General features: G+C 33.2%; 21 protein-coding genes. 8 read left to right on the forward strand and 13 right to left on the reverse strand.

Features of this window, described 5'->3' with window-relative positions:
• Positions 1-2 precede the first annotated feature (2 nt).
• The 5 genes from ACOQOS_RS06075 to menA form a co-directional block, all read right to left on the reverse strand.
• Positions 3-434 (reverse strand): DUF2500 domain-containing protein, encoded by a 432-nt coding sequence (locus tag ACOQOS_RS06075; RefSeq protein ID WP_420574080.1) that lies wholly within the window; start codon positions 432-434, stop codon positions 3-5.
• An 86-nt stretch (positions 435-520) separates the two neighbouring features.
• Positions 521-1,453 carry a CPBP family intramembrane glutamic endopeptidase gene (locus ACOQOS_RS06080; RefSeq protein WP_420574081.1) on the reverse strand — a complete coding sequence of 311 codons (933 nt, stop codon included), beginning with the start codon at positions 1,451-1,453 and terminating at the stop codon, positions 521-523.
• 15 nt (positions 1,454-1,468) lie between these two features.
• The gene (locus ACOQOS_RS06085) at positions 1,469-2,509 is read right to left on the reverse strand and encodes an o-succinylbenzoate synthase (protein WP_420574082.1); all 1,041 of its coding nucleotides are present in this window, start codon (positions 2,507-2,509) and stop codon (positions 1,469-1,471) included.
• Between the two features lie 168 nt (positions 2,510-2,677).
• Positions 2,678-3,355: a metal-dependent hydrolase gene (locus ACOQOS_RS06090; protein ID WP_420574083.1), complete on the reverse strand. Its 678-nt coding sequence runs from the start codon at positions 3,353-3,355 to the stop codon at positions 2,678-2,680.
• A 26-nt stretch (positions 3,356-3,381) separates the two neighbouring features.
• A complete protein-coding gene (gene menA / locus ACOQOS_RS06095) occupies positions 3,382-4,317 on the reverse strand; it encodes a 1,4-dihydroxy-2-naphthoate octaprenyltransferase (protein WP_420574084.1) in 936 nt (311 codons plus the stop codon).
• A 155-nt stretch (positions 4,318-4,472) separates the two neighbouring features.
• On the opposite strand from menA, the gene ACOQOS_RS06100 reads away from it, so the two are divergent.
• Positions 4,473-5,288 carry a DUF695 domain-containing protein gene (locus ACOQOS_RS06100; RefSeq protein ID WP_420574085.1) on the forward strand — a complete coding sequence of 272 codons (816 nt, stop codon included), beginning with the start codon at positions 4,473-4,475 and terminating at the stop codon, positions 5,286-5,288.
• A gap of 382 nt (positions 5,289-5,670) precedes the next feature.
• On the opposite strand, the gene ACOQOS_RS06105 is transcribed toward ACOQOS_RS06100, so the two are convergent.
• Together ACOQOS_RS06105 and ACOQOS_RS06110 are read right to left on the reverse strand one after the other, a co-directional pair.
• Positions 5,671-6,273, reverse strand: coding sequence for an outer membrane protein (locus tag ACOQOS_RS06105; protein ID WP_420574086.1), 603 nt, complete (start codon positions 6,271-6,273; stop codon positions 5,671-5,673).
• Positions 6,274-6,410: 137 nt separating this feature from the next.
• Entirely contained in the window at positions 6,411-7,250 is an 840-nt protein-coding gene (locus ACOQOS_RS06110) for a 1,4-dihydroxy-2-naphthoyl-CoA synthase (protein ID WP_420574087.1), read from the reverse strand.
• A 104-nt stretch (positions 7,251-7,354) separates the two neighbouring features.
• Here ACOQOS_RS06110 and ACOQOS_RS06115 point away from each other — a divergent pair, with 104 nt between their 5' ends.
• The 3 genes from ACOQOS_RS06115 to ACOQOS_RS06125 all read left to right on the forward strand — a co-directional run bounded on the left by ACOQOS_RS06115 (position 7,355) and on the right by ACOQOS_RS06125 (position 10,679).
• Positions 7,355-8,476, forward strand: coding sequence for a C1 family peptidase (locus ACOQOS_RS06115; protein WP_420574088.1), 1,122 nt, complete (start codon positions 7,355-7,357; stop codon positions 8,474-8,476).
• Between the two features lie 31 nt (positions 8,477-8,507).
• Entirely contained in the window at positions 8,508-9,758 is a 1,251-nt protein-coding gene (locus ACOQOS_RS06120; RefSeq protein ID WP_420574089.1) for a hypothetical protein, read from the forward strand.
• A 189-nt stretch (positions 9,759-9,947) separates the two neighbouring features.
• A complete protein-coding gene (locus ACOQOS_RS06125; protein WP_420574090.1) occupies positions 9,948-10,679 on the forward strand; it encodes a LamG domain-containing protein in 732 nt (243 codons plus the stop codon).
• Between the two features lie 77 nt (positions 10,680-10,756).
• On the opposite strand, the gene ACOQOS_RS06130 is transcribed toward ACOQOS_RS06125, so the two are convergent.
• From ACOQOS_RS06130 to ACOQOS_RS06150, 5 genes are all read right to left on the reverse strand, one after another.
• The gene (locus ACOQOS_RS06130; protein ID WP_420574091.1) at positions 10,757-11,587 is read right to left on the reverse strand and encodes a S1 RNA-binding domain-containing protein; all 831 of its coding nucleotides are present in this window, start codon (positions 11,585-11,587) and stop codon (positions 10,757-10,759) included.
• A gap of 118 nt (positions 11,588-11,705) precedes the next feature.
• Positions 11,706-12,047, reverse strand: a complete 342-nt coding sequence (locus ACOQOS_RS06135) for a DUF2853 family protein (RefSeq protein WP_420574092.1) — start codon at positions 12,045-12,047, stop codon at positions 11,706-11,708.
• A 95-nt stretch (positions 12,048-12,142) separates the two neighbouring features.
• The gene (menD, locus tag ACOQOS_RS06140; protein ID WP_420574093.1) at positions 12,143-13,891 is read right to left on the reverse strand and encodes a 2-succinyl-5-enolpyruvyl-6-hydroxy-3-cyclohexene-1-carboxylic-acid synthase; all 1,749 of its coding nucleotides are present in this window, start codon (positions 13,889-13,891) and stop codon (positions 12,143-12,145) included.
• 34 nt (positions 13,892-13,925) lie between these two features.
• Positions 13,926-15,017 carry a chorismate-binding protein gene (locus ACOQOS_RS06145; RefSeq protein WP_420574094.1) on the reverse strand — a complete coding sequence of 364 codons (1,092 nt, stop codon included), beginning with the start codon at positions 15,015-15,017 and terminating at the stop codon, positions 13,926-13,928.
• Between the two features lie 15 nt (positions 15,018-15,032).
• The gene (locus ACOQOS_RS06150; protein WP_420574095.1) at positions 15,033-15,452 is read right to left on the reverse strand and encodes a hotdog fold thioesterase; all 420 of its coding nucleotides are present in this window, start codon (positions 15,450-15,452) and stop codon (positions 15,033-15,035) included.
• Between the two features lie 76 nt (positions 15,453-15,528).
• Between ACOQOS_RS06150 and ACOQOS_RS06155 the strand changes: the two genes are divergently transcribed.
• The 4 genes from ACOQOS_RS06155 to ACOQOS_RS06170 all read left to right on the forward strand — a co-directional run bounded on the left by ACOQOS_RS06155 (position 15,529) and on the right by ACOQOS_RS06170 (position 21,686).
• On the forward strand, positions 15,529-16,173 hold the full coding sequence (locus tag ACOQOS_RS06155) for an alpha/beta hydrolase (RefSeq protein ID WP_420574096.1): 645 nt from the start codon (positions 15,529-15,531) through the stop codon (positions 16,171-16,173).
• 340 nt (positions 16,174-16,513) lie between these two features.
• On the forward strand, positions 16,514-18,616 hold the full coding sequence (recQ, locus tag ACOQOS_RS06160) for a DNA helicase RecQ (protein ID WP_420574097.1): 2,103 nt from the start codon (positions 16,514-16,516) through the stop codon (positions 18,614-18,616).
• Positions 18,617-18,828: 212 nt separating this feature from the next.
• Positions 18,829-20,481, forward strand: coding sequence for an HYR domain-containing protein (locus tag ACOQOS_RS06165; RefSeq protein WP_420574098.1), 1,653 nt, complete (start codon positions 18,829-18,831; stop codon positions 20,479-20,481).
• A gap of 278 nt (positions 20,482-20,759) precedes the next feature.
• Positions 20,760-21,686 (forward strand): ARPP-1 family domain-containing protein, encoded by a 927-nt coding sequence (locus tag ACOQOS_RS06170; RefSeq protein ID WP_420574099.1) that lies wholly within the window; start codon positions 20,760-20,762, stop codon positions 21,684-21,686.
• Positions 21,687-21,805: 119 nt separating this feature from the next.
• Here the strand turns inward: ACOQOS_RS06170 and dnaK are convergent, their stop codons facing one another.
• Complete coding sequence (gene dnaK, locus ACOQOS_RS06175; RefSeq protein ID WP_420574100.1) at positions 21,806-23,719, reverse strand: molecular chaperone DnaK; 1,914 nt, start codon at positions 23,717-23,719, stop codon at positions 21,806-21,808.
• Positions 23,720-23,777 lie beyond the last annotated feature (58 nt).

Here is a 23,777-nt window from a genome sequence, read left to right on the forward strand (position 1 = left end):
TGCTATTCTATTTTTAAAGGAACATCTCCTTGCGTGTTCGTATTAGTTTGAGAAGGAACTTCATTTCCCGCCATAAAATCGCGTGTAAAATAGTGATAACGCTTTCGCTGATAGGTTAAATAACCGATGTCTTCTTCTATAATTTGATTGAATTCAGGTTCGTCCATGGAAAATGTGTGGCGGTTTCCATTATGTAGATGTTCAAAGGTAATTTTATAGATATTGTAACTAGAATGTGTTGTATGGTTGTTTCTATTTGTTCTACTTGAAGTCTTTGTTTCAACCCGTTTTTCTACCACAATTACTGGAATATCAAGTATAGGAGCATCATCGTTTTTTTGTTTTTCTTGTATTTGTCTGGAAATTATTTTGATAAAATTGTACACGATAAATCCCGCAATCAAAAAGAAAAAAAGAAAAAAAATAGCGTCCATAATGTTAAAGATACGTTTTAGTTAGTGTTTTCAATTGGTAAGACATCAATTCTTACAAAATGTTACAGTATTTTTTAAAACTAATATTACTGAGTATCAAGCTCAACAATAGTTTCTTTATCTGGCACACGACCTGTTAGTTTTTCTTTCCAGTTAGTCCATTTGTATTTTTTAGCCAATACAACTAATACGATTGGATACATCACTAGAATAGGAATTAAGATGCTCCAAAATGAAGCTGTCGCGTCTGTTTCAGCGTATTTAAATAAAGAATCGGTTCGTAATGCAGAATATTCAGCCGTCACTAAAGTTGCTGCTAGAAAGTTATTGGCAAAGTGAAAACCAAGTGCCAATTCCAAACCATCATCCATCAAAGTCATTATTCCTAATAATAAACCTGTTCCAATGTAAAAAATCATAGTGATTCCGCCCATTTCTGCAACTTCTGGATTTGCAGAATGTAACAATCCAAACATTACTGACGTACTGATTAATGGAAACCACCTATTCTTTACTACAACACCTATTTGCTGCATTAAATATCCTCTAAATAGATATTCTTCCAAACCTATTTGAAAAGGAAATAGCAAGAGACTCAAAACGACTAAAATGATAAATTTCACAGGTTTAAAATCAAATACAACCGCTTCTGGATTCATGTAATATTCAACTCCAAAGCTTACAACTCCAATCAAAAAAACCAATCCGAAAGAAAAAGCAACACGTTTTAAATCAATTTTACTTCTGGCTGTTGTTAGTGAAACTAGACTTCGCCCATGCAAATAAATTACAAGTCCAAATAACATGAGTAGCAGAAATACAAACAATGCCAAGTTGGCTACAAACCAAAAGTTATTGCTAGGAATCATTTCATACATTTTGTCCATTTCTTCCATAGCATCAACATCACTGAATAAAACAAAAATGATATTTCCTATGAAGATGGAAAGCATCATAAATGACGTTAATAGTACTTTCCACGCTGTATTATCTCCTTTATAGGCTTGTTGTATAAACATATTCTTTTTACTTTTTTATTGTAAATATGGAACGTTCCATGCTTTTGATTGATCGTAATGTAAAGCGCCTTTTTGTATAACTAATGGCGCTTCAAAATTATTGGTATATAAACTTCCTGTACCTAAACCTTGTGGTAATTGACTCTGTAATGTATGTGTCCATTGTGCAATGGCGTTTAAACCAATATTACTTTCTAGCGCGCTCGTAATCCACCAATCGATATTTTGTTTGGCAGCTAATGAAATCCATTCGTCGCTTCCTGCGTATCCACCAACCAAACTTGGCTTCAAGATAATGAATTGTGGCTGAATGATTTCTAAAACTCTTTTCTTGTCGTTTGTATGAAAAACACCTATCAATTCTTCGTCTAGTGCAATGGGCAAAGGTGTAATTTCACAAAGTTTTGCCATTTCGTCCAATTGTCCTTGTTTTATAGGTTGTTCAATGGAATGCAAATCTAATTCAGACAATCGTTTTAGCTTTTCTAAAGCATTTTGTGGAGTAAACGCTCCATTGGCATCAACGCGTAATTCGATATCGTTTACAGTGTATTCTTTGCGAATGCTTTTTAATAGTTTGATTTCTGTATCAAAATCAATGGCGCCAATCTTCATTTTTATACAGGAAAAGCCAGCTTTGAGTTTGTCTTTGATTTGCGATTTCATAAAAGTTTCATCGCCCATCCAAATTAAACCGTTGATATTAATGGCTTCTTTACCTTCTGTAAATGTTGATGGATGTAATACATATGGAGATTCAGAAGCTAGTGATCGAAAAGCTTGTTCTACACCAAATTGAATGGATGGAAATTCGATTAACTCTTGTAATAACTGTTTTTCGCCTAACTGAATATTTTCACATGTCCACCGTAACTTTTCTTCATACTCAGGAACATCATCAATACTTAAACTGCGTAAAATTCCACATTCTCCAATTCCTTGTTTTCCTTCTGATGTAATATGAATAAACCAAGTTTCTTTTTGTTTTAAAATTCCACGTGATGTTCCACTAGGTCTTTTAAAGTTAAGAATATGTTTATGATACGTTGCTTTCATTTTTGGTATGCTTGTATGTTGGTATGTTAATTCGTTATCGTTTTAAAGCATTCTTTGTGACATCGAGCGCAGTCGAGATGCTTTCTTATTAAATATTGCTTCACAACAGATCTCGATACTAGATTCTTTCAGAATTTCACTCGATCTGACGATTAGAAAACATCAAATTTAGACTTCCAAACTATCTCCTATCCCCAACAATACCAACTCTTTATGACGGTCTGCAAATTTTTGTTTTGCTTCCGATTGATCAATTTTTATTGGAGGAAATGAATCGTAATGGTATCCTAAAATAGTGTCGCATTCTACAAAATCGCTTGCTATAATGGCATCATCAATACCCATTGTAAATGTATCTCCAATTGGTAAAATAGCTAAATTGAGTTTTGTTTGTAATGGAATTAATTTCATGTCATAAGTTAAAGCGGTATCTCCAGCAATGTAGATTGATTTTCCATTTGCCGTAAATACAAAACCGCCTGGTTGTCCACCATACGAACCATCTGGAAACGAAGATGTATGAATTGCATTTACATATTTAGCGGCAAACATATCTGTAGTATACGTTCCGCCATGATTCATTGCAAAAACATTAAAATCTTTGGCTCCATAATGCATCGCTACTTCATAGTTTGCTACAATTGTTGCGCCTGTATTTTTTGCGATAGTTTCTACATCTAAAATATGATCTTGATGTGCATGTGTAACTAAAATATAATCTGCTTTTAATGTATTGATATCAATATGAGAAGCGAGTGGATTTCCTGTAATAAAAGGATCTACAATAATATGAGTTCCTTCAAATTCTATATGTAATGCTGCATGTCCTAAAAATGTAATTTTCATGATATGATAAGTTTTGATTTTATGATTTAACTAAAAATAGCAAATAAGATAGCATATAAGAATGTACTTAATGCTACTTTTTTTAATTCTGGATCAAGTTCTTTATGAATGATATTTTTTCCAACGACAACCATGTTCATCACCAAAGGAATAAAAGCTATTAAAAACAGAAATTGTGTTGGCGAATGGTAGTTTCTATTCACGTACCAAACAGAGCAGAACAAAGCTCCAATAATTAATGCATAATGATATAGTTTTGCATTCTGACTTCCTATTTTTACAACTAAGGTATTTTTTCCATGCGATTTGTCTTTGATACGATCGCGCATGTTGTTTAAATTTAATACGGCAGCACTTAATAATCCAACAGCAGTTGCAGGTAAGAAAATATCAAAATTCAAAGATTTAGTATACAAAAAGTAACTTCCCACAACACTTAACCATCCGAAGAAAAGAAATACAAATACATCTCCTAAACCTGAATATCCATAAGCACTTTTACCAACTGTATATTTTATTGCAGCAATAATTGAGGTAATTCCTAAAAAGAAAAATAATAGAGAATAACTGAAGTTTTCACTTCCAAAAGCTACATAAATAACACTTAAAGCCAATAGTAAGGTGATAATTGCTGTGAGAATCATAGCGTTTTTCATTTGCTTTGGCGAAATAATTCCTGAAGCTACCATACGTTGCTCTCCTTCTCTATCGTCATCAGTTCCTTTGATTCCGTCTCCATAATCATTGGCAAAATTTGACAATACTTGAAAACCAATTGTTGTTAAAACACACAACCAAAATAGCTGTGATCTCAAAACTGATGGGCATCCAAAACAACAATAAAAACCTGATTTTAAAAATAACCAATCGTAAGTATTCCCAAATGAGCAACCAACTATAATCCCAGAAATGGACAAGGGCAAGGTTCGTAATCGTGCGGCGGCAAGCCATGCTTTTATCATGTATGCTTAGTTTTTGTAAAGATACACTTTTCAAAAAATAATGAAACTGCCATTGGTATTGTTTTTGCGTGTGTTTTTATCATAATATTCTATTAATTTTTTGTGTGCAATTCTGAGTTTTACTTACATTGCGCTCAAGTTTTTATTTTACAAACATGAAAATAGCATTTCGCATCTTTTTGTTTCTCGCTCCATTAGCTTTCTTGCAAGCACAAGAAACGGCTGTATGGAATACGTATCAAGCCAAACAAGAGAAAGGCGTTAGTTCTACTAACTTACGTATGGATTTGATAGATCAAGCGCCAATTAATGGTTTTGATTTTCTGTTTTATGTTAAAATTAAATACAGAGTTACCAAAGAAAGTGACTTCCCGATAGGGAATAAATTAAAGAAATTATACCGAATTAAAGATGCTATTTATGATAAAATGCAATCGGTTTCCGAAAGTCAATATGTAGGTTCATTTATGTATGATGGTAGCCGATTTGAATATTATTACGTAAAAGATGCTTCCGATATTGAACGCCATATTGATAAATTATTCAGAAATAAATTTCGCGGAGAAAAATACGATGTTTTTGTAAAGTATGATGCTGCTTGGGATTTGTATGTGAATTTTTTATATCCGAATGATGAAATCAAAAACTTCATGTCGAATCGTGATACCGTGATTCAGCTTAAAAATGCTGGTGATGACGTTTCAACTGCAAGAAAAATAGAACATTACACGACATTTGCTTCTCAGAATGATATGAATTTATTTGCGGAAGCCATTGAAAAACTTTCATATACTGTTGATTATAAGAAAAAGATAAACAACGAAGAGTTTCCGTACGAAATCAAGTTTCATAGAAAAAATTCTACCAAATTAGAAACAGTTATGAAGTTTACCACCGAACTCATCAAATTGTCCAAAGACTTTAATGGAAGTTACGATGGATGGGAAACTTACGTGATTAAAAAGAAATAGTTTTCTAGATATATTTTATTGTTAGATATTTAGACCGCTTTCGCTGTTAGATGTTAGATCGCTTCGCTCTTAGATTTTATATTTGTATTTTGATACGTCTTTGCGAGGAAGTATGACGTGGCAATCTGTTTGTTGGGAGTTAGTGTAACGCATCTTGACTATAAAAGTACTGACTCTTTTTTGTCACGAATACACGAATAATTTTAGATCATTTTGGCTCTTAGTTTTGATACGTCTTTGACAAGCATAGCAACGATACAATTTCTTTTTTTGTAAACAAATTGATCTTTTTTCATATTCTAAATCCAAAAAACGACTTTAGAAGTACATTTTTATTTTGAAAGAAAGCTATTTAAAATTAAATACTCACATTTTTAAAATTTTAAAACCGGATACCAACACCCATATTTACCGTATGAATGTTTTCGTTGTATCGATTTCCAGAAGTATCTCCATCTAAATCTAACTTAGCAAAATCGGCAGAAACCTCAACAAAGAATTTTTTTGTCAAGTCGTATGCAGCACCAAATCCCCAATTGATTCCACTTTGCGAATCTTTGAAACGATCGCCATTTGGCTGAATCACTGGACTCGGATTGTTAAAGCTGAATTGTGGATTTGCAGCATTTAATGACGTAGAAAAGAAACTGTATCCTATAGAAACATAAGGTTTAAGTTTTGGTAGACTATTTAAGTTAAATTCTCCTATAATCTCTGGTTTTAAAACGAAAGCGCCACCATTGATATCATCGACAAAATTGTAATTAAAATAATCAACCGTAAAGGCAATTTTTGGAGAAATCAGTGTTGTTTCAGCGAATTGGTATTTAATGTCAATACCAACTAAAGCATCATAAGCAAAAACCATAAAATTATCACCTGTAGATAATGGATAATGCAATCCAACTTCAAATTTACGATCTGTATTTTGTCCAATTCCTACATAAAAACATAGTAAGAATAGACTCGCTAAGAGTTTTTTCATTTTTTATTTGATTAAATATGAATGAATTTATAACGAGATTTCACCGTTTTTATTAAAAAATAGCTTTTTTAACGAATTCCTACCTTACACAAGAATTACAACTCAATACTAAAATCTAATATCTAAATACTATAAAATCACGGAATCCACTTTTTCTCAAAGTTAGGCTTACGTTTTTCTAAGAAAGCATCGCGTCCTTCTTTGGCTTCATCTGTCATATATGCCAAACGCGTTGCTTCTCCTGCAAACACTTGTTGTCCCACCATTCCGTCATCGGTTAAATTCATGGCAAATTTCAACATTTTGATAGAAGTTGGTGATTTTGCTAAGATTTCTTGCGCCCATTCAAACGCTGTATCTTCTAGTTCATCATGCGGAATCACTGCATTTACCATACCCATTTCATACGCTTCTTGTGCAGAGTAGTTTCTTCCCAAGAAAAAGATTTCACGCGCTTTTTTCTGTCCAACCATTTTTGCTAAATATGCTGAACCATAACCAGCATCAAAACTTGTAACATCTGCATCTGTTTGTTTAAAGATTGCGTGTTCTTTACTAGCTAATGTTAGGTCACAAACTACATGCAAACTATGTCCGCCTCCAACTGCCCAACCTGGCACTACACAAATCACTGCTTTTGGCATAAAGCGAATTAAACGTTGTACTTCCAAAATATTCAATCTATGGTAACCATCTTGTCCTACGTATCCTTGATGTCCACGTGCTTTTTGATCGCCTCCGCTACAGAAAGAATACACACCATCTTTAGATGACGGACCTTCTGCTGAAAGTAAAACAACGCCAATAGTTACATCTTCATGTGCATCTTTGAAAGCGTCTAACAATTCACTTGTAGTATGTGGTCGAAATGCGTTTCGTACATCTGGTCTGTTAAAAGCAATTCTGGCAACGCCATCAGCTTTTTTATAAGTAATATCATCGTATTCTTTTACCTTTTTCCAGTCTGGTTTACTCATATTTTTTAGTATTTTGCGTAAAAATAATTCATTTTATAGAGTTAACAAGAATTTATTGATTCAAATTCTTATCATTTTATTGACATCAAAACCATCCTTTTCCAATGAAAAAAATATTTTTATCTGCTTTTATTGCTTGTTTTTCTGCAGTTACATTTGCGCAAGATTATCAATTTAAAACAACTATTGATTTAGAGGCAACTCCAGTAATCAGTCAAGGACGTACAGGAACTTGTTGGAGTTTTTCGACTTCATCTTTTATAGAATCCGAAATTATACGATTGACAGGAAAGCAGATTGATATTTCTGAGATGTATAATGTACGAAATACCTATTCAAAAAAAGCGTGGAATTATGTGATGCGACAAGGGAAAGCGCAATTTAGTGAAGGTGGATTGGCACACGATGTGATGAATGCTATAAAATCAAATGGTTTGATGCCTAATAGCACATATTCTGGTCTACAAACACTCCAAGAAACTCATAATCACGCAGAAATGGTAGCGGTTTTAAAAGCGATGTTGGATGCCTATATTAAGAATCCAGGGAAAAAATTATCACCCAATTGGAAACGCACTACTGAAAGTGTATTGGATATTTATTTAGGTGAACGACCAAAATCTTTTCTTTACGAGGGAAAATCCTATACTCCACAATCGTTTTTGGAAATGACAAAGATTAACCCAGATGATTATGTGACTATTACTTCGTTTACGCATCAACCATATTACAAATCATTTATTTTAAACATTCCTGATAACTTTTCTAACGGAAGTTTTTATAATGTTCCTTTGGACGAATTGGTAGAAATCACTGAAAATGCTTTAAAAACTGGGTTTACCGTTGAGTTAGATTGCGATGTATCGGAAGCTACATTTTCTGCAAAATATGCTGTTGCAATTATTCCAGAAACTCCTGTAAAAGATCGAAAAGACTTTTCTGGAAAAATCTTAAAAGAAAATGCTAGCAATGCAAGACAGCGTCAAAGAGATTTTGAGAATTATACAACAACCGACGATCATTTAATGCATATTACAGGAATGGCAACCGATCAAAATGGCGCTAAGTATTTCCGTGTAAAAAATTCGTGGGGAAGCAATACAGAACGCATTCCAAATGACGGACATGTACATATGAGCGAAATGTATTTTAGAATGAAAACTATTTCAGTAATGGTTCATAAAGATGCACTTCCAAAAGCATTGCGTCAGAAATTAGGTTTGTAACGTTTTTTATTAGTTTCATACCTATAATCACATGAAACTACAAAATAGAAATCAACTAAAACAACGGTTATCTGTTACTAAACTTGGGAAAACTCGATTTTGGCTTGGTATCGTTTTGGGTACTTTAAGTGCAATTCTTTTCTATGGTTTCATCTTTTTTATATTAGAAACTGTTGATCTGTTCAAGATTGTTTTAAACTTTGATTTTCTTATAAAAAATGTTGAACAACTTCGCTTTGAAAAATTATTTCTTTTAGCACTTTCCATAGCTTTTGGGAACAATACTATGCTACGTTTTTGGTTTTCTAAACCCTCAGAATATCTAAAAAAATCGTATAAATACACTACTACTCGTATTGTTAATTATTCGCTTTTTATAGAATATGTTGTATTGTTTGGAGCCTTAAGCTTTATTACACGTTTTTTAATGTATATGCCGTTTCTTGATCACAATCTTTTTAAAGAATATGGTTATATATTATATCTATTTCCTGTATACTTATTTTATATAGCATGGACAGAAATTTCACGATATGTAAAGTCACAACAATGGATGCTGAAAACATTTGCTTTTAGTATTGTTTTACTCGCTTTACTCAGTTTTATAGATATTTCAAAATATAAAATTGGAGAGACAGCATATAAAAAAATGCACAAAGAAGAGTTAATTTATATTGAAAATGAAACTGAAAAAGCCAAACGTGATTATAATATTGTTTTTTCAGAAGAAACCATTAACATCTTGAAAGAGTTACGTACTGAACGTGCCTTTGATTTACTAAAAAAATCAAGATTAGCTTTTAAAACAGATGGAAAGGTTTCATTAGATACCATCATACTTGAAAAAATATTAATTCATAACTTTAAAGGATATTACATCGATGAGCTACATTCGTACCTATATACTTTTCCATTCCAAGTGTATGAACAGTTACGAAAAGTTGATTCCAAATCTAATGAAGCTACAGAATTATTAAATATTATAGAAGAGTTCTACAAATTAAGTCTTATGATGGTTGAAGTCCCAGAAGACAGCAATAATAGTCAACTATATTACAACAAGTTACACATTCTAGAGTTTGATTTCCATTCTGAGAATATCAATTGGAACTATCAGAAAATGTATACGCAATCTTCTTTTTTAGTATATCATATGCAAAGATTAGGAATCTATAATCATCATCCGTTTTTTAATACTGACATTCCTTTTCCGCAACCATTACCAATACCTGATGGTTGGATAAAAGGTAATTTCCCTGAATTTAAAGACATCATTAACTAGATTTTACCATATACAAAAGAGTTTCTTAACTTTTTGAAGGTACGAAAAGGTGTAAATAAGGGTTTTAATAGATGAAATTTTCTATTTCACAGTTTATTAAGTTAATTTTTTGTTAGAAAATTAAGTGTTTGGTATCGTTTTTGATGCATTATTTTCATCAATCATCAGTCATCAAAAAACTAATTCAACATGAAAACCACGTATTTAATAAGCTGTCTAGCAATCATTTTTGTCTTTAGCAGTTGCAGCATAGAAGAAGATGAACCAATATTTGATGCTACCGAAAGTTTGGTAGCTCATTATAAGTTTGATGGAAATGTAAACGATACAAGTCCTTACGGCATTACCGCAGAAGCAAAGGGTGTAACTCCAACGTTTGATCGTTTTGGAAATGCAAATCTAGCGTATGCTTTTGATGGTCTTAGTGATCATATTCGTATTCCGGGAAGTGAACATTTAAATTTTACAGACGAATTTACAATCAATTTATGGTTAAAAACAGATGCTTCACATTTACAACAAGTTTTATACAAAAATGTTTCAGATGCCAATAAAGAGCAAGCAGCTTACGGAATTTCAATAGGATATTCACCATTTGAAGACGAAAAAGTAGTTACAAATGATATCATTTTCTCTATTGCTCCTTACGGAATCATGCACGAATTGAGAAAATTTGATTATAAAAAAGATACTTGGTATATGATTACATGTACGCTAAAAGGTGATACCATGTACTTATACATCAATGGAAAACCTGCTTTAATGAAGTATATTAAAGGAGAAATTTCTACAGATTCGCTACCACTATTCATTGGAAATGATGGTTCTGGAGAAAGTCCTTTTAGCGGAAGCATCGATGACCTAAGAATTTACAACAAAGCAAAATCTACAGAATTTGTTTCGTTTTTATACGAACAATAGTCTGACTATTATATATCCAAAAAATGCGCGTTTTTCAACGCGCATTTTTTTATTCTAAATATATTTGAGTAAGCATATTATTTCAACTCAATTCCATCAGATTTAATAACAATCTGTTTTTGTTTGTATAAGCTACCAATAGCTTTTTTAAAGCTCTTTTTACTCATATTTAAACGTTTTTTGATAGCTTCAGGATCACTTTTATCGTGTAATGGTAAACTTCCTCCATTTCGTTCCAAAGCATCTAATACAATTTGCGCAGAAGGCTCTATATTTTTATAACCAATATGTTGCAACGAAAGATCAATTTTATTGTCTTCCCTTACTTTCTTAACAACTCCTTTTAATTTTTCTCCAAGTTTTAATTCTTTAAAAATTTCATCTTGGTACACTAAACCTTTATGTTGTTGATTAATGATCATTTCTACACCTAAATCTGTAAAGCGAGACACCATTAAATCTACCTCATCAAAACGTTCAACCGTTAATTCTTCATTACTTAAAAACTTATTCGTTTTACTAGAACCTACCAAGCGGTTGGTTTCTTCATCCAAATAGCAATACACAACATACCATTTTCCTTCAATCATATCACGTGCTTGTTCTTTGAAAGGAACAAATAAGTCTTTTTCCAATCCCCAATCTAAAAAAGCACCAAAATCACTCAATGCAGTCACACGAAGCAATCCAAACTCATTGACTTTCATATAAGGTTTCAAAGTCGTGGTTACAGGTCGCTCATGACTATCTAAGTATGCAAAGACACTGAGTTTATCTCCTATTTCAAAAGAAGTTGGCACATATTTATTTGGCAACAAAATTTCATTTCCTTCGTCATCGCCCAAGAAAAGTCCTGGAGGCGTTTCTCGTAATATTTCTAATGTATTTAGTTGTCCTAAATGAATCATAACTATAAATTTCCGCCAAAGGTACGGTTTATCTCATGTTTTTCAACAAAAAAACACCATCCTGATAAGAGATGGCGTTTTTAAAGGGATTTAATAATAGTATTAAACAGTAATCTGATTAATTATAAACTGCTTCTTTCCCGAAATGTACTGTTAGTAAGTAATATACAACAGCTCTATATTTTGTTCTGTTTGAACGACCGTATTTTTCAATAACAGCATCGATTCCTTTGTCTAAATCAGCGCTATCAGCCAAACCTAATTTTTTAATTAAGAAATTGTTTTTTACGGTTGCTAATTCTTTTTCGTCAGATCCTGAAACAGTAGACGCATCTTTGTTATAAATTGCTGGACCACAACCTACCGTTACTTTTGTTAATAAATCCATATCTGGAGTTACACCACATTTGTCTTTTAAGTCTGCTGCATACTTTGCAATTAGCTCGTCTCTTTTACTCATAATTGTTGTTCTATTAAATTGTAAACTTTGATTAATAATATCTGTTATCAAAAGTAATTGACTAGAAGATATTCTTACTTTCTTGAGAAGGCTAGTTATTTTTTTTCGTTGAAAAACTTAAAATAATCGATCAACGTACCATCATTTTCAATTCTTGGCGTAAAAATCTCTAGTATTTTAGGTTGAGTGCTTTCATCATAAAACGTTTGCAATTCCTTTTGAAGCGACACTTCATCAGAAGCCGTGATATATTCAAAAGCATACATTTCTGCCAATTGCTTTGCTGTATGCGGATGAATCGTTTCAAAATACGTATCGAAGTTCTCCGTATTTTTATTTCCAGGTAAAATTCTAAAAATTCCGCCTCCATTATTATTCACCAAAATAATGCGGAAGTTTTTTGGAATGTAATTATTCCAAAGTGCATTACTATCATAAAAGAAACTCAAATCGCCTGTAATAAAGACAGTCTGTTTTTCTGCAACTACCGAAGTTCCTATTGCTGTTGATGTACTTCCGTCAATTCCACTTGTTCCTCGATTGCAAAACAATTCGATACTAGAATCAATCTCAAATAACTGTGCATAGCGTACTGTAGAACTGTTTCCTAAATGCAGAATTAACGATTTTGGCAACGACGCTAAGATTGCTTCAAAAGCTTTCAAATCTGTAAAAGCTACTTGTTGCAAATAGGTAGCATGTTTTTGCTGACGATCCGCTTTTACAGCATTCCAAAAAGATTTGTATGGACTTTCAATAGTTTTCGTTTGACTGAAAAACAACTCAAAAAAGTGATTCGGATTCATCTTAAAAAAGTATTCTAAACAAAAGAATGTATTGAATACTCTATTCTCATGAATATGCCAGTGATGTTTTGGTTGACGCTTTCGCAGAATTGCTTTTACTTTTTTGGAAACAATCATTCCGCCAAGTGTTAACAATATTTCTGGTTGAAACCCATCCAACATGGCTTCATTTTTTTCAATAGGCAAAATCATTTGATCAATGGCATTGAAAAATTGATCGTCGCGTAAATTAGAAGTTGTTTCGGTAAAAACTATTACGGACGGATCATTTGCTAAAATCTCTAAATACTGTTTCGAAATAGTATGCGGCGGCAATGTTCCAACCAACACCATTTTGCGTGTAGAAGTACTCCAAATATTTGCTACTTTGGCAATCTTCTCCTCTTCTATCTCTTCTTTTAGCACCAATGGTTGTACGTTTGGCGAAACTGTTGGTTCTGATAACATTTCATATAAAGGCTCATCAAAAGGAGCATTAATATGTACAGGTCCGTTACTTTCTACAGCAGCATTCAACGCCAAATTGATTTCTTGCTCATTATATGCTTGAATTCCTTTTTGTAATTCACGCTCCGTTTCTTTAGACAGTTGATGCGTTTCTGCCAAAATAGTACTCTTATGCGTAATATCTTGTTTTAAATTGGCTTCGTAATTGATGTGGTTTTTAAAAACATGTTTCTGACGAATCGTTTGTCCGTCACCAACATCGATTAAGTATTCTGGACGATCTGCAGAGATTACGACTACAGGAACATTACTGTAATATGCTTCCGCAATAGCGGGATAATAATTAAGCACTGCCGAACCTGAAGTACAAATCACTGCCACAGGTTTGCATAATTGCTGCGCCATTCCTAACGCAAAAAACGCAGCACAACGTTCATCAACAATACTATATGCATGAATTTTTGGATGCTGTGAAAAACTCAACGTTAATGGTGCATTTCGCGATCCAGGAGAGATCACAACATGGTTGATACCTTTGGCAATACAAAGCGAAACAAGTGTTTGCGCTAATGGGATTTTTGAATACATCATCTGTAATACAAAAATACGATTTTCAGTGTATTTTCTATAATACTCGCTTCATTATTTCAGATTTAGCAAGTGTTTCCTGCCATTCCGATTCTGGATTTGAATCTTTTGTGATTCCGCCTCCAATGTAAAGTATTCTTTTATTGTGAGTTAACTGCATACAACGTAGATTCACGTACAACTCAGAGTTGTTACGAACAGTTCTGTATGCGCTATTTTCTTGGTTTTTACGATTGCGATTTCGAGAAGTTTCTTCTCGTAGATTTAATTCTCCTAAATATCCTGTGTAAAAAGTTCTGTCGTACGCTTCTTCTTTTAAAATAAATGATTTTGCTGCTTCTGTAGGAAATCCACAAATAGCGGGCGTTGGATGTAATTTTGTAACTATATCACCAATATTTACAGATGAAGGCATTCTTCCAGAAATCATAGAACACAAATGCACTAAACTTCCTGCTTGATGCGTTTTTGCTTCACTTACAGATATATTTGTAGTTACATTTTGCAATCGATTTACGATATAATCAGTAACAATTTGTTGTTCCGTTATTTCTTTTTGATTCCAAGCAACGGTTACATTTTCTTTAAATCTTCTCGTTCCAGCAAGTGACATTGTAGTTACAGTATTCCCTGTAGCTTTTAATAACGTTTCAGGTGTAGCTCCTGCCCACATGCCTACTTTTGGATGAAACCACAAATACACAAAAGCTGTAGGATATTGTATTCGTAAACGTTCAAATAATACTAAAGGATTTGTCTCAGAAGCGATTTCTTCTTTTCGAGATAATACAATTTTTTCTATTGTTGAACTTTGAATTGTCTCCACTCCTTTTTGCACCAATTGTATGTGTTTTTGGCGCGCTTCCGCAGATGGATTCAATGTTTCGGTTGTCGTTTTATCTATTTCAAGCGTTTCTAATTCTCCTTGTAAAACCTCATCAAACGGAATAAGAATGATTTGTTTTGTATTGTCAAATGGTGCAAATACAAAACCACTTTCTGTAAAATCTGAAACTTTATGTAAATGATCATCCTTTTGAAATACAAGTTTTGTGTGTGTTTCATTCGGTTTGCGATACGCCACAAAAGGCAACTGTTTTTGTATGTGATCGGAAAGCTTGGTTAACATCTAGAATTCTTAAAATTATTTTTCTAAAACAATCGTCGTCAGTTTACACAAAGAAATCAACTTTCCTTCTTCATCTTCTACTCTAATTTCCCAGAGATGTGTTGTTCTGCCTTTGTGAATTGGTCGTGCTGTCGCAAAAACTTCTCCTTCGCTTTTACTTTTTAAATGGTTTGCAGAAATTTCCAATCCTTTTACTTTGTATTTTGAAGTATCGATAAATAAATGAGAGGCAGTACTTCCTACAGTTTCTGCTAAAGCTACTGTAGCGCCACCATGCAATAAGCCTTGCGGTTGATGCACACTTGGGTTTACAGGCATTTTGGCAATCAAATAGTCCTCTCCAACATCTGTGTATGAAATTTTTAAGGTTTCTAAAAGTGTATTAGGTACAATAGCGTTGAGTTGTGCTAAAATGGCTTCTTTATTTAAATTCATTTGATATATTTATGGAAAATTATCATTGTTCATTTAGAATTACAAAAATACGAAACACGAAGCATAATACTCAAAGATGGAAGAAAAAGAAATCGCTTATCAAATTACCAACACATATTCTACTATGAATCAATTGACTGAAAAAACCAAGAATGTTTGGTTTGTATGTCATGGAATTGGTTTTTTGAGTCGTTATTTCATAAAATATTTTAACGAATTAAACTCGGAAGAAAACTACATCATTGCACCACAAGCTTCTTCAAAATATTATTTAAAGAACGAATATAAACATGTTGGCGCAAGCTGGCTAACTAAAGAGAATACAGAAGCAGAAATCAAAAATGTGATGGCGAATTTAAACGCGATTTATCACGCTGAAAAAATTCCTGATGATATACAGTTTTTTGTTTTGGGCTTTTCGCAAGGAGTTTCTGTAGCTTTACGTTGGATTTCTCGTTTTCAAATCTCGTGTGACAAGTTGATTATTTATGCAGGAAGCATTCCCAAGGAATTGACAAAAGAAGATTTTACTTTTCTGAATCCGAGTAAAACCAAAGTATTAAATATTGTTGGTTTACAAGACGAATACTTCACAGAAGAACGCATGTTACAAGAACATGAAAAAATGCAATTACTATTTGGTAACAACTACATTTTCAAGACGTTTCAAGGAACACACAAAGTTTCAAGAGACGCTTTAAAAATGTTAACAGAATTATAAAATTTAACGATCTTACCTACCTTTAGTAAGGCGATCACGTAATCGTTTATATTTTTTTCTGCTTAATTTTATCAAATCAAAAGAAATATAATTGAGTTTGTATTTAGTTTTTCCTAAAAAACCTAAACTAACTCATATCATCTATAATAACCAATCAACCAACCGAAAAAAGCACAACTTTATCTAAGTTGTGCTTTTTTATTCAACTGTTCTTCAAGTTTTTAACCATAAAATTATTCTATAAAAGTCAATATTTTCTTATATCCCATTTTATAAAAACCGAGCTACTTATCGAAAAACTATTCACTACTGACATATTTTTTTGTTTTCTTTGTACGGTATGATAGCTCCAACTACCCTAAAAAAAACCTTAAAAGAATACTTCGGATATGATAAATTCCGGCCATTGCAGGAAGAAATTATTAATTCCATTTTTGAAGGAAACGATAATTTAGTCATTATGCCTACTGGTGGCGGAAAATCTATTTGTTATCAATTGCCAGCAATTTTATTAGAAGGACTTACTATTGTAATTTCACCATTAATTGCTTTGATGAAAGATCAAGTAGATGGATTGACGACCAATGGAATTGCTGCAGCATATATAAATAGTAGTCAGACCGAAATCGAGCAACAAGAAATTTATACGAAGGTTTCAGCTGGTGAAATTAAATTACTGTATACTGCGCCTGAAAGCTTATCGTATTTAGAACATATTTTCAGCAGTCAAACAATTAGTTTGATCGCTATTGATGAAGCACATTGTATTTCGTCTTGGGGACACGATTTTCGTCCTGCATATACAAATCTTGGCTATTTAAAAAAGCGTTTTCAAAATATTCCTGTAATTGCTTTAACTGCGACTGCCGATAAAGCTACACGTGAAGACATTGCGAATCAATTAAATATTCCGCATGCAACACAGCATATTGCTTCTTTTGATAGAAAAAACCTAAAATTAGAAGTTCGGCCTGCCAATGATCGCATCAAACAAATCATCAATTTTATAGACGATCGTCCAAATGAAAGTGGAATTATTTATTGTTTGAGTCGAAAAGCTACCGAAACAGTTGCCGAAAAGTTACAAAATGCTAACATTAATGCTATTGCCTATCACGCAGGAATTGCACATGAAAAACGTTCTAAAATCCAAGAAGATTTTATCAACGACACTTGTCAAGTAATTTGTGCTACGATTGCATTTGGTATGGGAATCGATAAATCGAACGTTCGTTGGGTAATTCATTATAATTTGCCTAAAAATATAGAAGGTTATTATCAAGAAATTGGACGTGCCGGTCGTGATGGCTTGCCTTCCAATACGTTACTTTTTCATAGTTACGGTGATGTCATTCAATTGAAAAAATTTGCGGCAAGTTCTGGCAATGTAGAAGTACAATTAGCTAAACTCGATCGTATGAAAGAGTATGCAGACGCGTTGAGTTGTCGTAGAAAGATTCTGCTGAATTATTTTGGTGAATTGATCAGTGAAGATTGTGGAAATTGTGATGTTTGTCATAATCCACCACAGTTTTTTGACGGAACAGTTATTGCGCAAAAAGCACTATCTGCAGTAGCGAGATTAAAAGGACAAGAACCTATTGGCACTGTGATTGATGTATTGCGTGGCGCACAGAATAATGTAATTTTAGAGAAAGGCTACCAAGAGTTAAAAACCTATGGAATTGCCAAAGATATTGCTTGGCTTGACTGGAAGCAGTATATCACTCAGTTGATCAATTTAGGATACTTAGAAATTGCTTTCCACGAAAATAATAAGCTAAAATTGACCGAGTTTGCAAAGGATGTATTGTTCAATAGTAAAAAAGTTGATTTAGCAAATTTAGTAGAAGTCGAAAAAATACAAGAGGAACAAAAAGCAAAAAAACCAAAAGCGAGAAAGAATTCATTGTTTGAACGTTTGCGTCAATTGCGTTTAAAAATTGCTCAAGAAGAAGGCGTTCCTGCATATCAAATCTTCAACGATGCTACACTTCGTGAAATGGAAGCCGAACGCCCTATGTCTGACGAAGAGTTTATTAGAATTAATGGAGTTGGACGTGTAAAAATGATGAACTACGGATATGATTTTATCAAAGAGATCATCGCATTTACAAAAGAGAAAAAGAAAAAACGTAAAGTTGATACGACTCTCAAAACTTACGAATTATATCAACAAGGCTTATCTATCGAAGAGATTGCGGTAGAACGAAAGCTAGCACAAACTACTATTTTTTCACACATTTCAAAATTGTATGCAGAAGGCAAAGAAATTAACATGCATCAATTCATTGACAAACACGATTTAGATAGTATTAGAAAAGCAAAAGAAACACTTGAAAATCCTGATGCTTTAAAACCATATTTTGAACATTTCCAAGAGGCAATTCCCTACGCAACTATTCGAGTTGGTCTCGCTATTTTAAATAAAGAAGAAGCGTAACATTTTGTATTATTTCTAGATATTTTCTATTTACCCAATAGAGATAAGGTACTATTTTAATCGCATATAAAATGTATCCAAAAGCCTTGCAATTAGTGACGTTTCAAGAACGTTTGGGTAATTTATTTTAAAGAATAAAAAATTTGATAGTTTAGTAAAATTCTGCTAACTTCCTGACATTATTCAATTTAAAATTAAACAACCAACCAATTATGAAACAAAAATTACTCATTCTATTATTATTTCTAACTAGTGTAACTACCATATACGCACAAGGAATTTTTGACGATTCCATTCATACAGCAACAACTTTTGGTAGTGTAAATTCTCCAGGTGGTGAAGGTGTTCAAAATGTTATCGATCAAAATTCAAATACAAAGTTTTTAGACTTTAATGCTTTCGACGGAATTGGTTTTGAAGTAGATTTATTAGGCGTTTCTGCAACTGCTATTGCTATGGAAATTGTAACCGCAAACGATGCTCCAGAAAGAGATCCTACAGATTATGAAATTTCAGGTTCTAATGATGGAACAAATTTTACAAGCATAGCTACAGGAAGTATTCCATGTGTTTCTACACGTTTTTTTTCTAGAACATTCTCCTTTGCAAACACAAATTCATATACGTATTACAGAGTTAATTTTACAAATACTTGCGGATCATCAAGCATCAATCAAATTGCAGATGTACAATTGTATGAATCTATCGGAGATTCGCCAGTGATTACTTGTCCTGCCAATATTACAGTAAATAATACAACTGGACAATGTGATGCTGTAGTTAATTATAATGTAACTGCGAATGATACTGAAGATGGAATGCTGACTGCAACTGTTACATCTGGTTTACCTTCTGGCTCATCTTTTCCTGTAGGAGTTACAGAGGTTTTTATGAGTGTAACTGATTCTGATAATAATACATCTAGTTGTAGTTTTACTGTCACAGTTGTTGATAATGAAGATCCTGTAGCAGGTTGTCCTGCAAATATTATGCAAACAGCTACTAATTTTGGAGATACTACAGCTGTTGTTAATTATTCATTGACGCCAACTGACAATTGCGTACTGATAAACCCATTAACAGATTTTACACCTTTGACAAATATTAATGGAAAAGCCTATTATTTATCAGATAATACCTTTACGCCTGCAGACGCCTTTAATGATGCCATCGTTCAAGGCGGATTTGTAGGAACAATAAGAAATGTAAGCGATAATACAACTATTACGGAAGCTATTAATACTTTAGGCGCTGCTGCAGATATACTAATTGGTTATAACGATACTGCTACCGAAGGAAGTTTTGTTTGGCAAAGCGGAGATGCTGCAACTTATGACAACTGGAATCCTGGTGAACCAAATAACGCTGGAAACGAAGATTATACGGTAATTCAGTCTAGTGGCGGTTGGAATGATATTACCAACGGAAGTACTTACAGGTATCTTTTAGAAATAGATTACGCACCAATACAAACAGCTGGATTGCCTAGTGGAGCAGATTTCCCAGTAGGAACAACTACAAATACTTTTACAATTACAGATTTAGCAGGTAATTCCGTAATGTGTTCTTTTGATGTAACTATCGATGAAAACTTAAGTGTCGCAGAAAATACATTTTCAAACAGTATAAAATTATCTCCAAATCCAACAAAAGGACTAATTACGATTAATAGTGTTACTAATATTTCTTTGGAAAGTGTTTCTATTCTCGATTTAAATGGACGCACATTACAAACCACTTTAAATGTTGGACAACTTTCTGATGGACAAACTGTAGATGTTTCAAATTTGGCTGCTGGAATGTATTTTATGAAACTTAGAGATACAGAGAATAATGTTGCCGTAAAGCGAATTGTAAAAAATTAAGCATATTTATTAAAAAAGAGACTATCTAAATGTTTTTAGAAACGTCATTATGAACTTGATTCAGAATCTTATCTAACTAGATCATTTCTAATGAGATACTTAATCAAGTTCGATTTGACGAAAATTTAGCTTTTAGACTAGTCTCTTTTTCAATTACATTAACTCTTTTCTAAATGATACGTAATGTTTACGTATTAAAAACAATAGTTCCCTAATTCCATATTTTTTTAGTTTTAGAATGAAGTTACTTTAGGTATTCATTCTAAAATTAATACGTCATGTCATATATTAAGTACACATTAATAATCTTCTTCTGTTTATCTTTCATTACTGTTTCGGCTCAAATGAACAGCGATAATTTAAAAGTTGTAACTAAAAAACAAAACAGCTTTAAGAACTTACAACTCATTCCTATCAAAGCAAATAATACTTACAAAAAGGCATATCAAAATATTGGGAAGTATGATAATTTAAAGAAAGCTATTGAATCGGGAAAAATAGAAATCAGTGATTCCGGGAATGTAAATACACTCATTGCAACTAATAACTCTAATGTGAACATTTACATCATTGCAGGAGAAGTTGTTAAAGGCGGAAAACAAGATCGTTTGGTTGCTGAAGATGTGATTATTGCTCCAGGCGAAAAAAAGAACATTCCTGCTTTCTGTGTTGAACAAAACAGATGGCATCAAAAAGAATCTGGAAATGCATTTAAAGGATATTACAATGTAAGTAGCAAGAAAGTTAGGCAAGCGGCTTTGGTAGATAAAGATCAAAGTAAAGTTTGGGCAAATGTGGCAGAAACTACGCAAAAAAATTCAGCTTCGTCAAGTACAGGTACGTATGCTGAATTAGAAAAATCGAAAACCTATACAAAAGACTTAAGCTCTTACTTAAATTTCTTTAAAAATAAATTTGTGAATGATACTTCTATTGTTGGTGTGATTGCTATTTCGGGCGATAAAATTATTGGATGTGACATTTTTGCAACACATAATTTATTCAAAAACTCGTACCAAGGTTTGTTACATTCATATATCACAGAAGCTATTACAAATGGTAGTAAACCAACTCTTTCAAATGCGGAAGTATCTAAATACTATCAAAATTTCATGAAAATAGAAGCTGAACAGGAGAAAAAATTGCAAGGAAAAGGAAATGTGTTTAGACACAAGAATAAAAAGCTACACTTAACTTCTTTTTAAAAGTTAGTTTAGTGTAAACAAAAAAAGCAGCTCAGTTGAGCTGCTTTTCTTATATATATATGTTGTAAAGATTACTTCACTTCTTCGAAGTCTACCATTTAGACTTCGCTCAAGACAGGCTACTTGACTTCTTCGAAGTCTACGTCTTGAACGTCTTCTCCGTCTTTGTCATCATTTCCACCTGCAGAAGCATCTGGTCCAGGTTGCCCTGCTCCACCTTGTTGTGCTTCAGCTTGTGCTTTATACATTTCTTCACTTGCTACTTTCCAAGCTTCGTTGATTTTCTCTAAAGCAGGATCAATTACAGCGATATCTTTTGTTTCGTACGCTTTCTTCAATTCCTCTAAAGCATCTTCGATTGGTTTTTTCTTATCATCAGATAATTTATCACCAAATTCGCTTAATTGCTTTTCAGTTTGGAAAATCATAGAATCTGCGCTGTTTAGTTTATCGGCAGTTTCTTTTGCTTGCTTATCAGCTTCCGCATTTGCTTCCGCTTCTTGCTTCATTTTCTGGATTTCTTCCTCTGTTAATCCTGAAGAAGCTTCGATACGAATATTTTGCTCTTTGTTAGTTCCTTTATCTTTAGCAGAAACATTGATAATTCCGTTAGCATCAATATCGAAAGTTACTTCAATTTGAGGAACTCCTCTTTGTGCTGGTGGAATTCCGTCTAAGTGAAAACGACCAATTGTTTTATTGTGCGCTGCCATTGGACGCTCACCTTGTAATACGTGAATTTCCACAGATGGCTGATTGTCTGCTGCTGTTGAGAATACTTGAGATTTCTTCGTTGGAATTGTAGTATTTGCTTCAATAAGCTTTGTCATTACATTCCCCATTGTCTCAATTCCTAGTGAAAGTGGCGTTACGTCTAATAATAATACGTCTTTAACATCTCCTGTTAAAACTCCACCTTGAATTGCTGCACCAACCGCAACAACCTCATCTGGGTTTACTCCTTTACTTGGTTTTTTACCAAAGAATTTTTCTACTGCTTCTTGAACTGCTGGAATACGAGTTGATCCACCAACTAAGATAATTTCATCAATATCTCCTGTAGATAAACCTGCATTCTTTAAAGCGGTTTGGCAAGGCTCAATAGTTCTCTTTACTAAATCGTCAATTAATTGCTCAAATTTAGATCTTGATAATGAACGTACTAAGTGTTTTGGTCCACTTGCTGTAGCTGTAATATAAGGTAAATTGATTTCTGTTGATGTAGAACTAGACAATTCAATTTTAGCTTTTTCAGCCGCTTCTTTCAAACGTTGTAAAGCCATTGGATCTTTACGTAAATCCATTGATTCATCTTTGTTAAACTCATCAGCTAACCAGTTAATGATCTTTTCATCTACATCGTCTCCTCCTAAGTGTGTATCTCCATCAGTAGCTAATACTTCAAAAACTCCATCACCTAATTCTAAGATAGAAACATCGTGCGTTCCACCTCCAAAGTCAAAAACAGCAATTTTTTGGTCTTGACCTTTTTTATCTAATCCGTAAGCTAATGCCGCAGCAGTTGGCTCGTTGATAATTCTTCTAACTTTTAAACCTGCAATTTCTCCAGCTTCTTTTGTTGCTTGACGTTGTGCATCGTTAAAATATGCAGGAACTGTAACTACAGCTTCCGAAACATCTTGTCCTAAGAACTCTTCTGCTGTTTTCTTCATTTTTTGAAGAATCATTGCAGATAATTCTTGTGGTGTATATAAACGCCCATCAATATCAACTCTTGGCGTATCGTTGTCTCCTTTTACTACTTTGTAAGGAACACGTCCAGCTTCTTTTGAAGATTCTGAAAATTTGTTCCCCATAAAACGTTTGATAGAATAAACCGTTTTTGTTGGATTTGTTACTGCTTGTCTTTTTGCAGGATCACCAACTTTAATTTCTCCACCTTCAACAAAAGCAATAACAGAAGGAGTTGTACGTCTTCCCTCAGCATTTGCAATTACTACTGGCTCGTTTCCTTCCATTACAGAAACACATGAGTTGGTAGTTCCTAAATCGATTCCAATAATTTTACTCATAACTTATTTTAAACTTTTATCTATTCTGTTGTGTTATACTTTAATTTTAATTGTTTGC

Origin of the sequence: Kordia sp. (genome assembly GCF_965224175.1) — a bacterium.
Classification (GTDB): domain Bacteria; phylum Bacteroidota; class Bacteroidia; order Flavobacteriales; family Flavobacteriaceae; genus Kordia.

Bases quoted from the DNA above. Each gene is read 5' to 3' on its own strand.
- ACOQOS_RS06075 (WP_420574080.1), bottom strand. From the start codon at position 434: ATGGACGCTATTTTTTTTCTTTTTTTCTTTTTGATTGCGGGATTTATC.
- ACOQOS_RS06080 (WP_420574081.1), bottom strand. From the start codon at position 1,453: ATGTTTATACAACAAGCCTATAAAGGAGATAATACAGCGTGGAAAGTA.
- ACOQOS_RS06085 (WP_420574082.1), bottom strand. From the start codon at position 2,509: ATGAAAGCAACGTATCATAAACATATTCTTAACTTTAAAAGACCTAGT.
- ACOQOS_RS06090 (WP_420574083.1), bottom strand. From the start codon at position 3,355: ATGAAAATTACATTTTTAGGACATGCAGCATTACATATAGAATTTGAA.
- menA (WP_420574084.1), bottom strand. From the start codon at position 4,317: ATGATAAAAGCATGGCTTGCCGCCGCACGATTACGAACCTTGCCCTTG.
- ACOQOS_RS06100 (WP_420574085.1), top strand. From the start codon at position 4,473: ATGAAAATAGCATTTCGCATCTTTTTGTTTCTCGCTCCATTAGCTTTC.
- ACOQOS_RS06105 (WP_420574086.1), bottom strand. From the start codon at position 6,273: ATGAAAAAACTCTTAGCGAGTCTATTCTTACTATGTTTTTATGTAGGA.
- ACOQOS_RS06110 (WP_420574087.1), bottom strand. From the start codon at position 7,250: ATGAGTAAACCAGACTGGAAAAAGGTAAAAGAATACGATGATATTACT.
- ACOQOS_RS06115 (WP_420574088.1), top strand. From the start codon at position 7,355: ATGAAAAAAATATTTTTATCTGCTTTTATTGCTTGTTTTTCTGCAGTT.
- ACOQOS_RS06120 (WP_420574089.1), top strand. From the start codon at position 8,508: ATGAAACTACAAAATAGAAATCAACTAAAACAACGGTTATCTGTTACT.
- ACOQOS_RS06125 (WP_420574090.1), top strand. From the start codon at position 9,948: ATGAAAACCACGTATTTAATAAGCTGTCTAGCAATCATTTTTGTCTTT.
- ACOQOS_RS06130 (WP_420574091.1), bottom strand. From the start codon at position 11,587: ATGATTCATTTAGGACAACTAAATACATTAGAAATATTACGAGAAACG.
- ACOQOS_RS06135 (WP_420574092.1), bottom strand. From the start codon at position 12,047: ATGAGTAAAAGAGACGAGCTAATTGCAAAGTATGCAGCAGACTTAAAA.
- menD (WP_420574093.1), bottom strand. From the start codon at position 13,891: ATGATGTATTCAAAAATCCCATTAGCGCAAACACTTGTTTCGCTTTGT.
- ACOQOS_RS06145 (WP_420574094.1), bottom strand. From the start codon at position 15,017: ATGTTAACCAAGCTTTCCGATCACATACAAAAACAGTTGCCTTTTGTG.
- ACOQOS_RS06150 (WP_420574095.1), bottom strand. From the start codon at position 15,452: ATGAATTTAAATAAAGAAGCCATTTTAGCACAACTCAACGCTATTGTA.
- ACOQOS_RS06155 (WP_420574096.1), top strand. From the start codon at position 15,529: ATGGAAGAAAAAGAAATCGCTTATCAAATTACCAACACATATTCTACT.
- recQ (WP_420574097.1), top strand. From the start codon at position 16,514: ATGATAGCTCCAACTACCCTAAAAAAAACCTTAAAAGAATACTTCGGA.
- ACOQOS_RS06165 (WP_420574098.1), top strand. From the start codon at position 18,829: ATGAAACAAAAATTACTCATTCTATTATTATTTCTAACTAGTGTAACT.
- ACOQOS_RS06170 (WP_420574099.1), top strand. From the start codon at position 20,760: ATGTCATATATTAAGTACACATTAATAATCTTCTTCTGTTTATCTTTC.
- dnaK (WP_420574100.1), bottom strand. From the start codon at position 23,719: ATGAGTAAAATTATTGGAATCGATTTAGGAACTACCAACTCATGTGTT.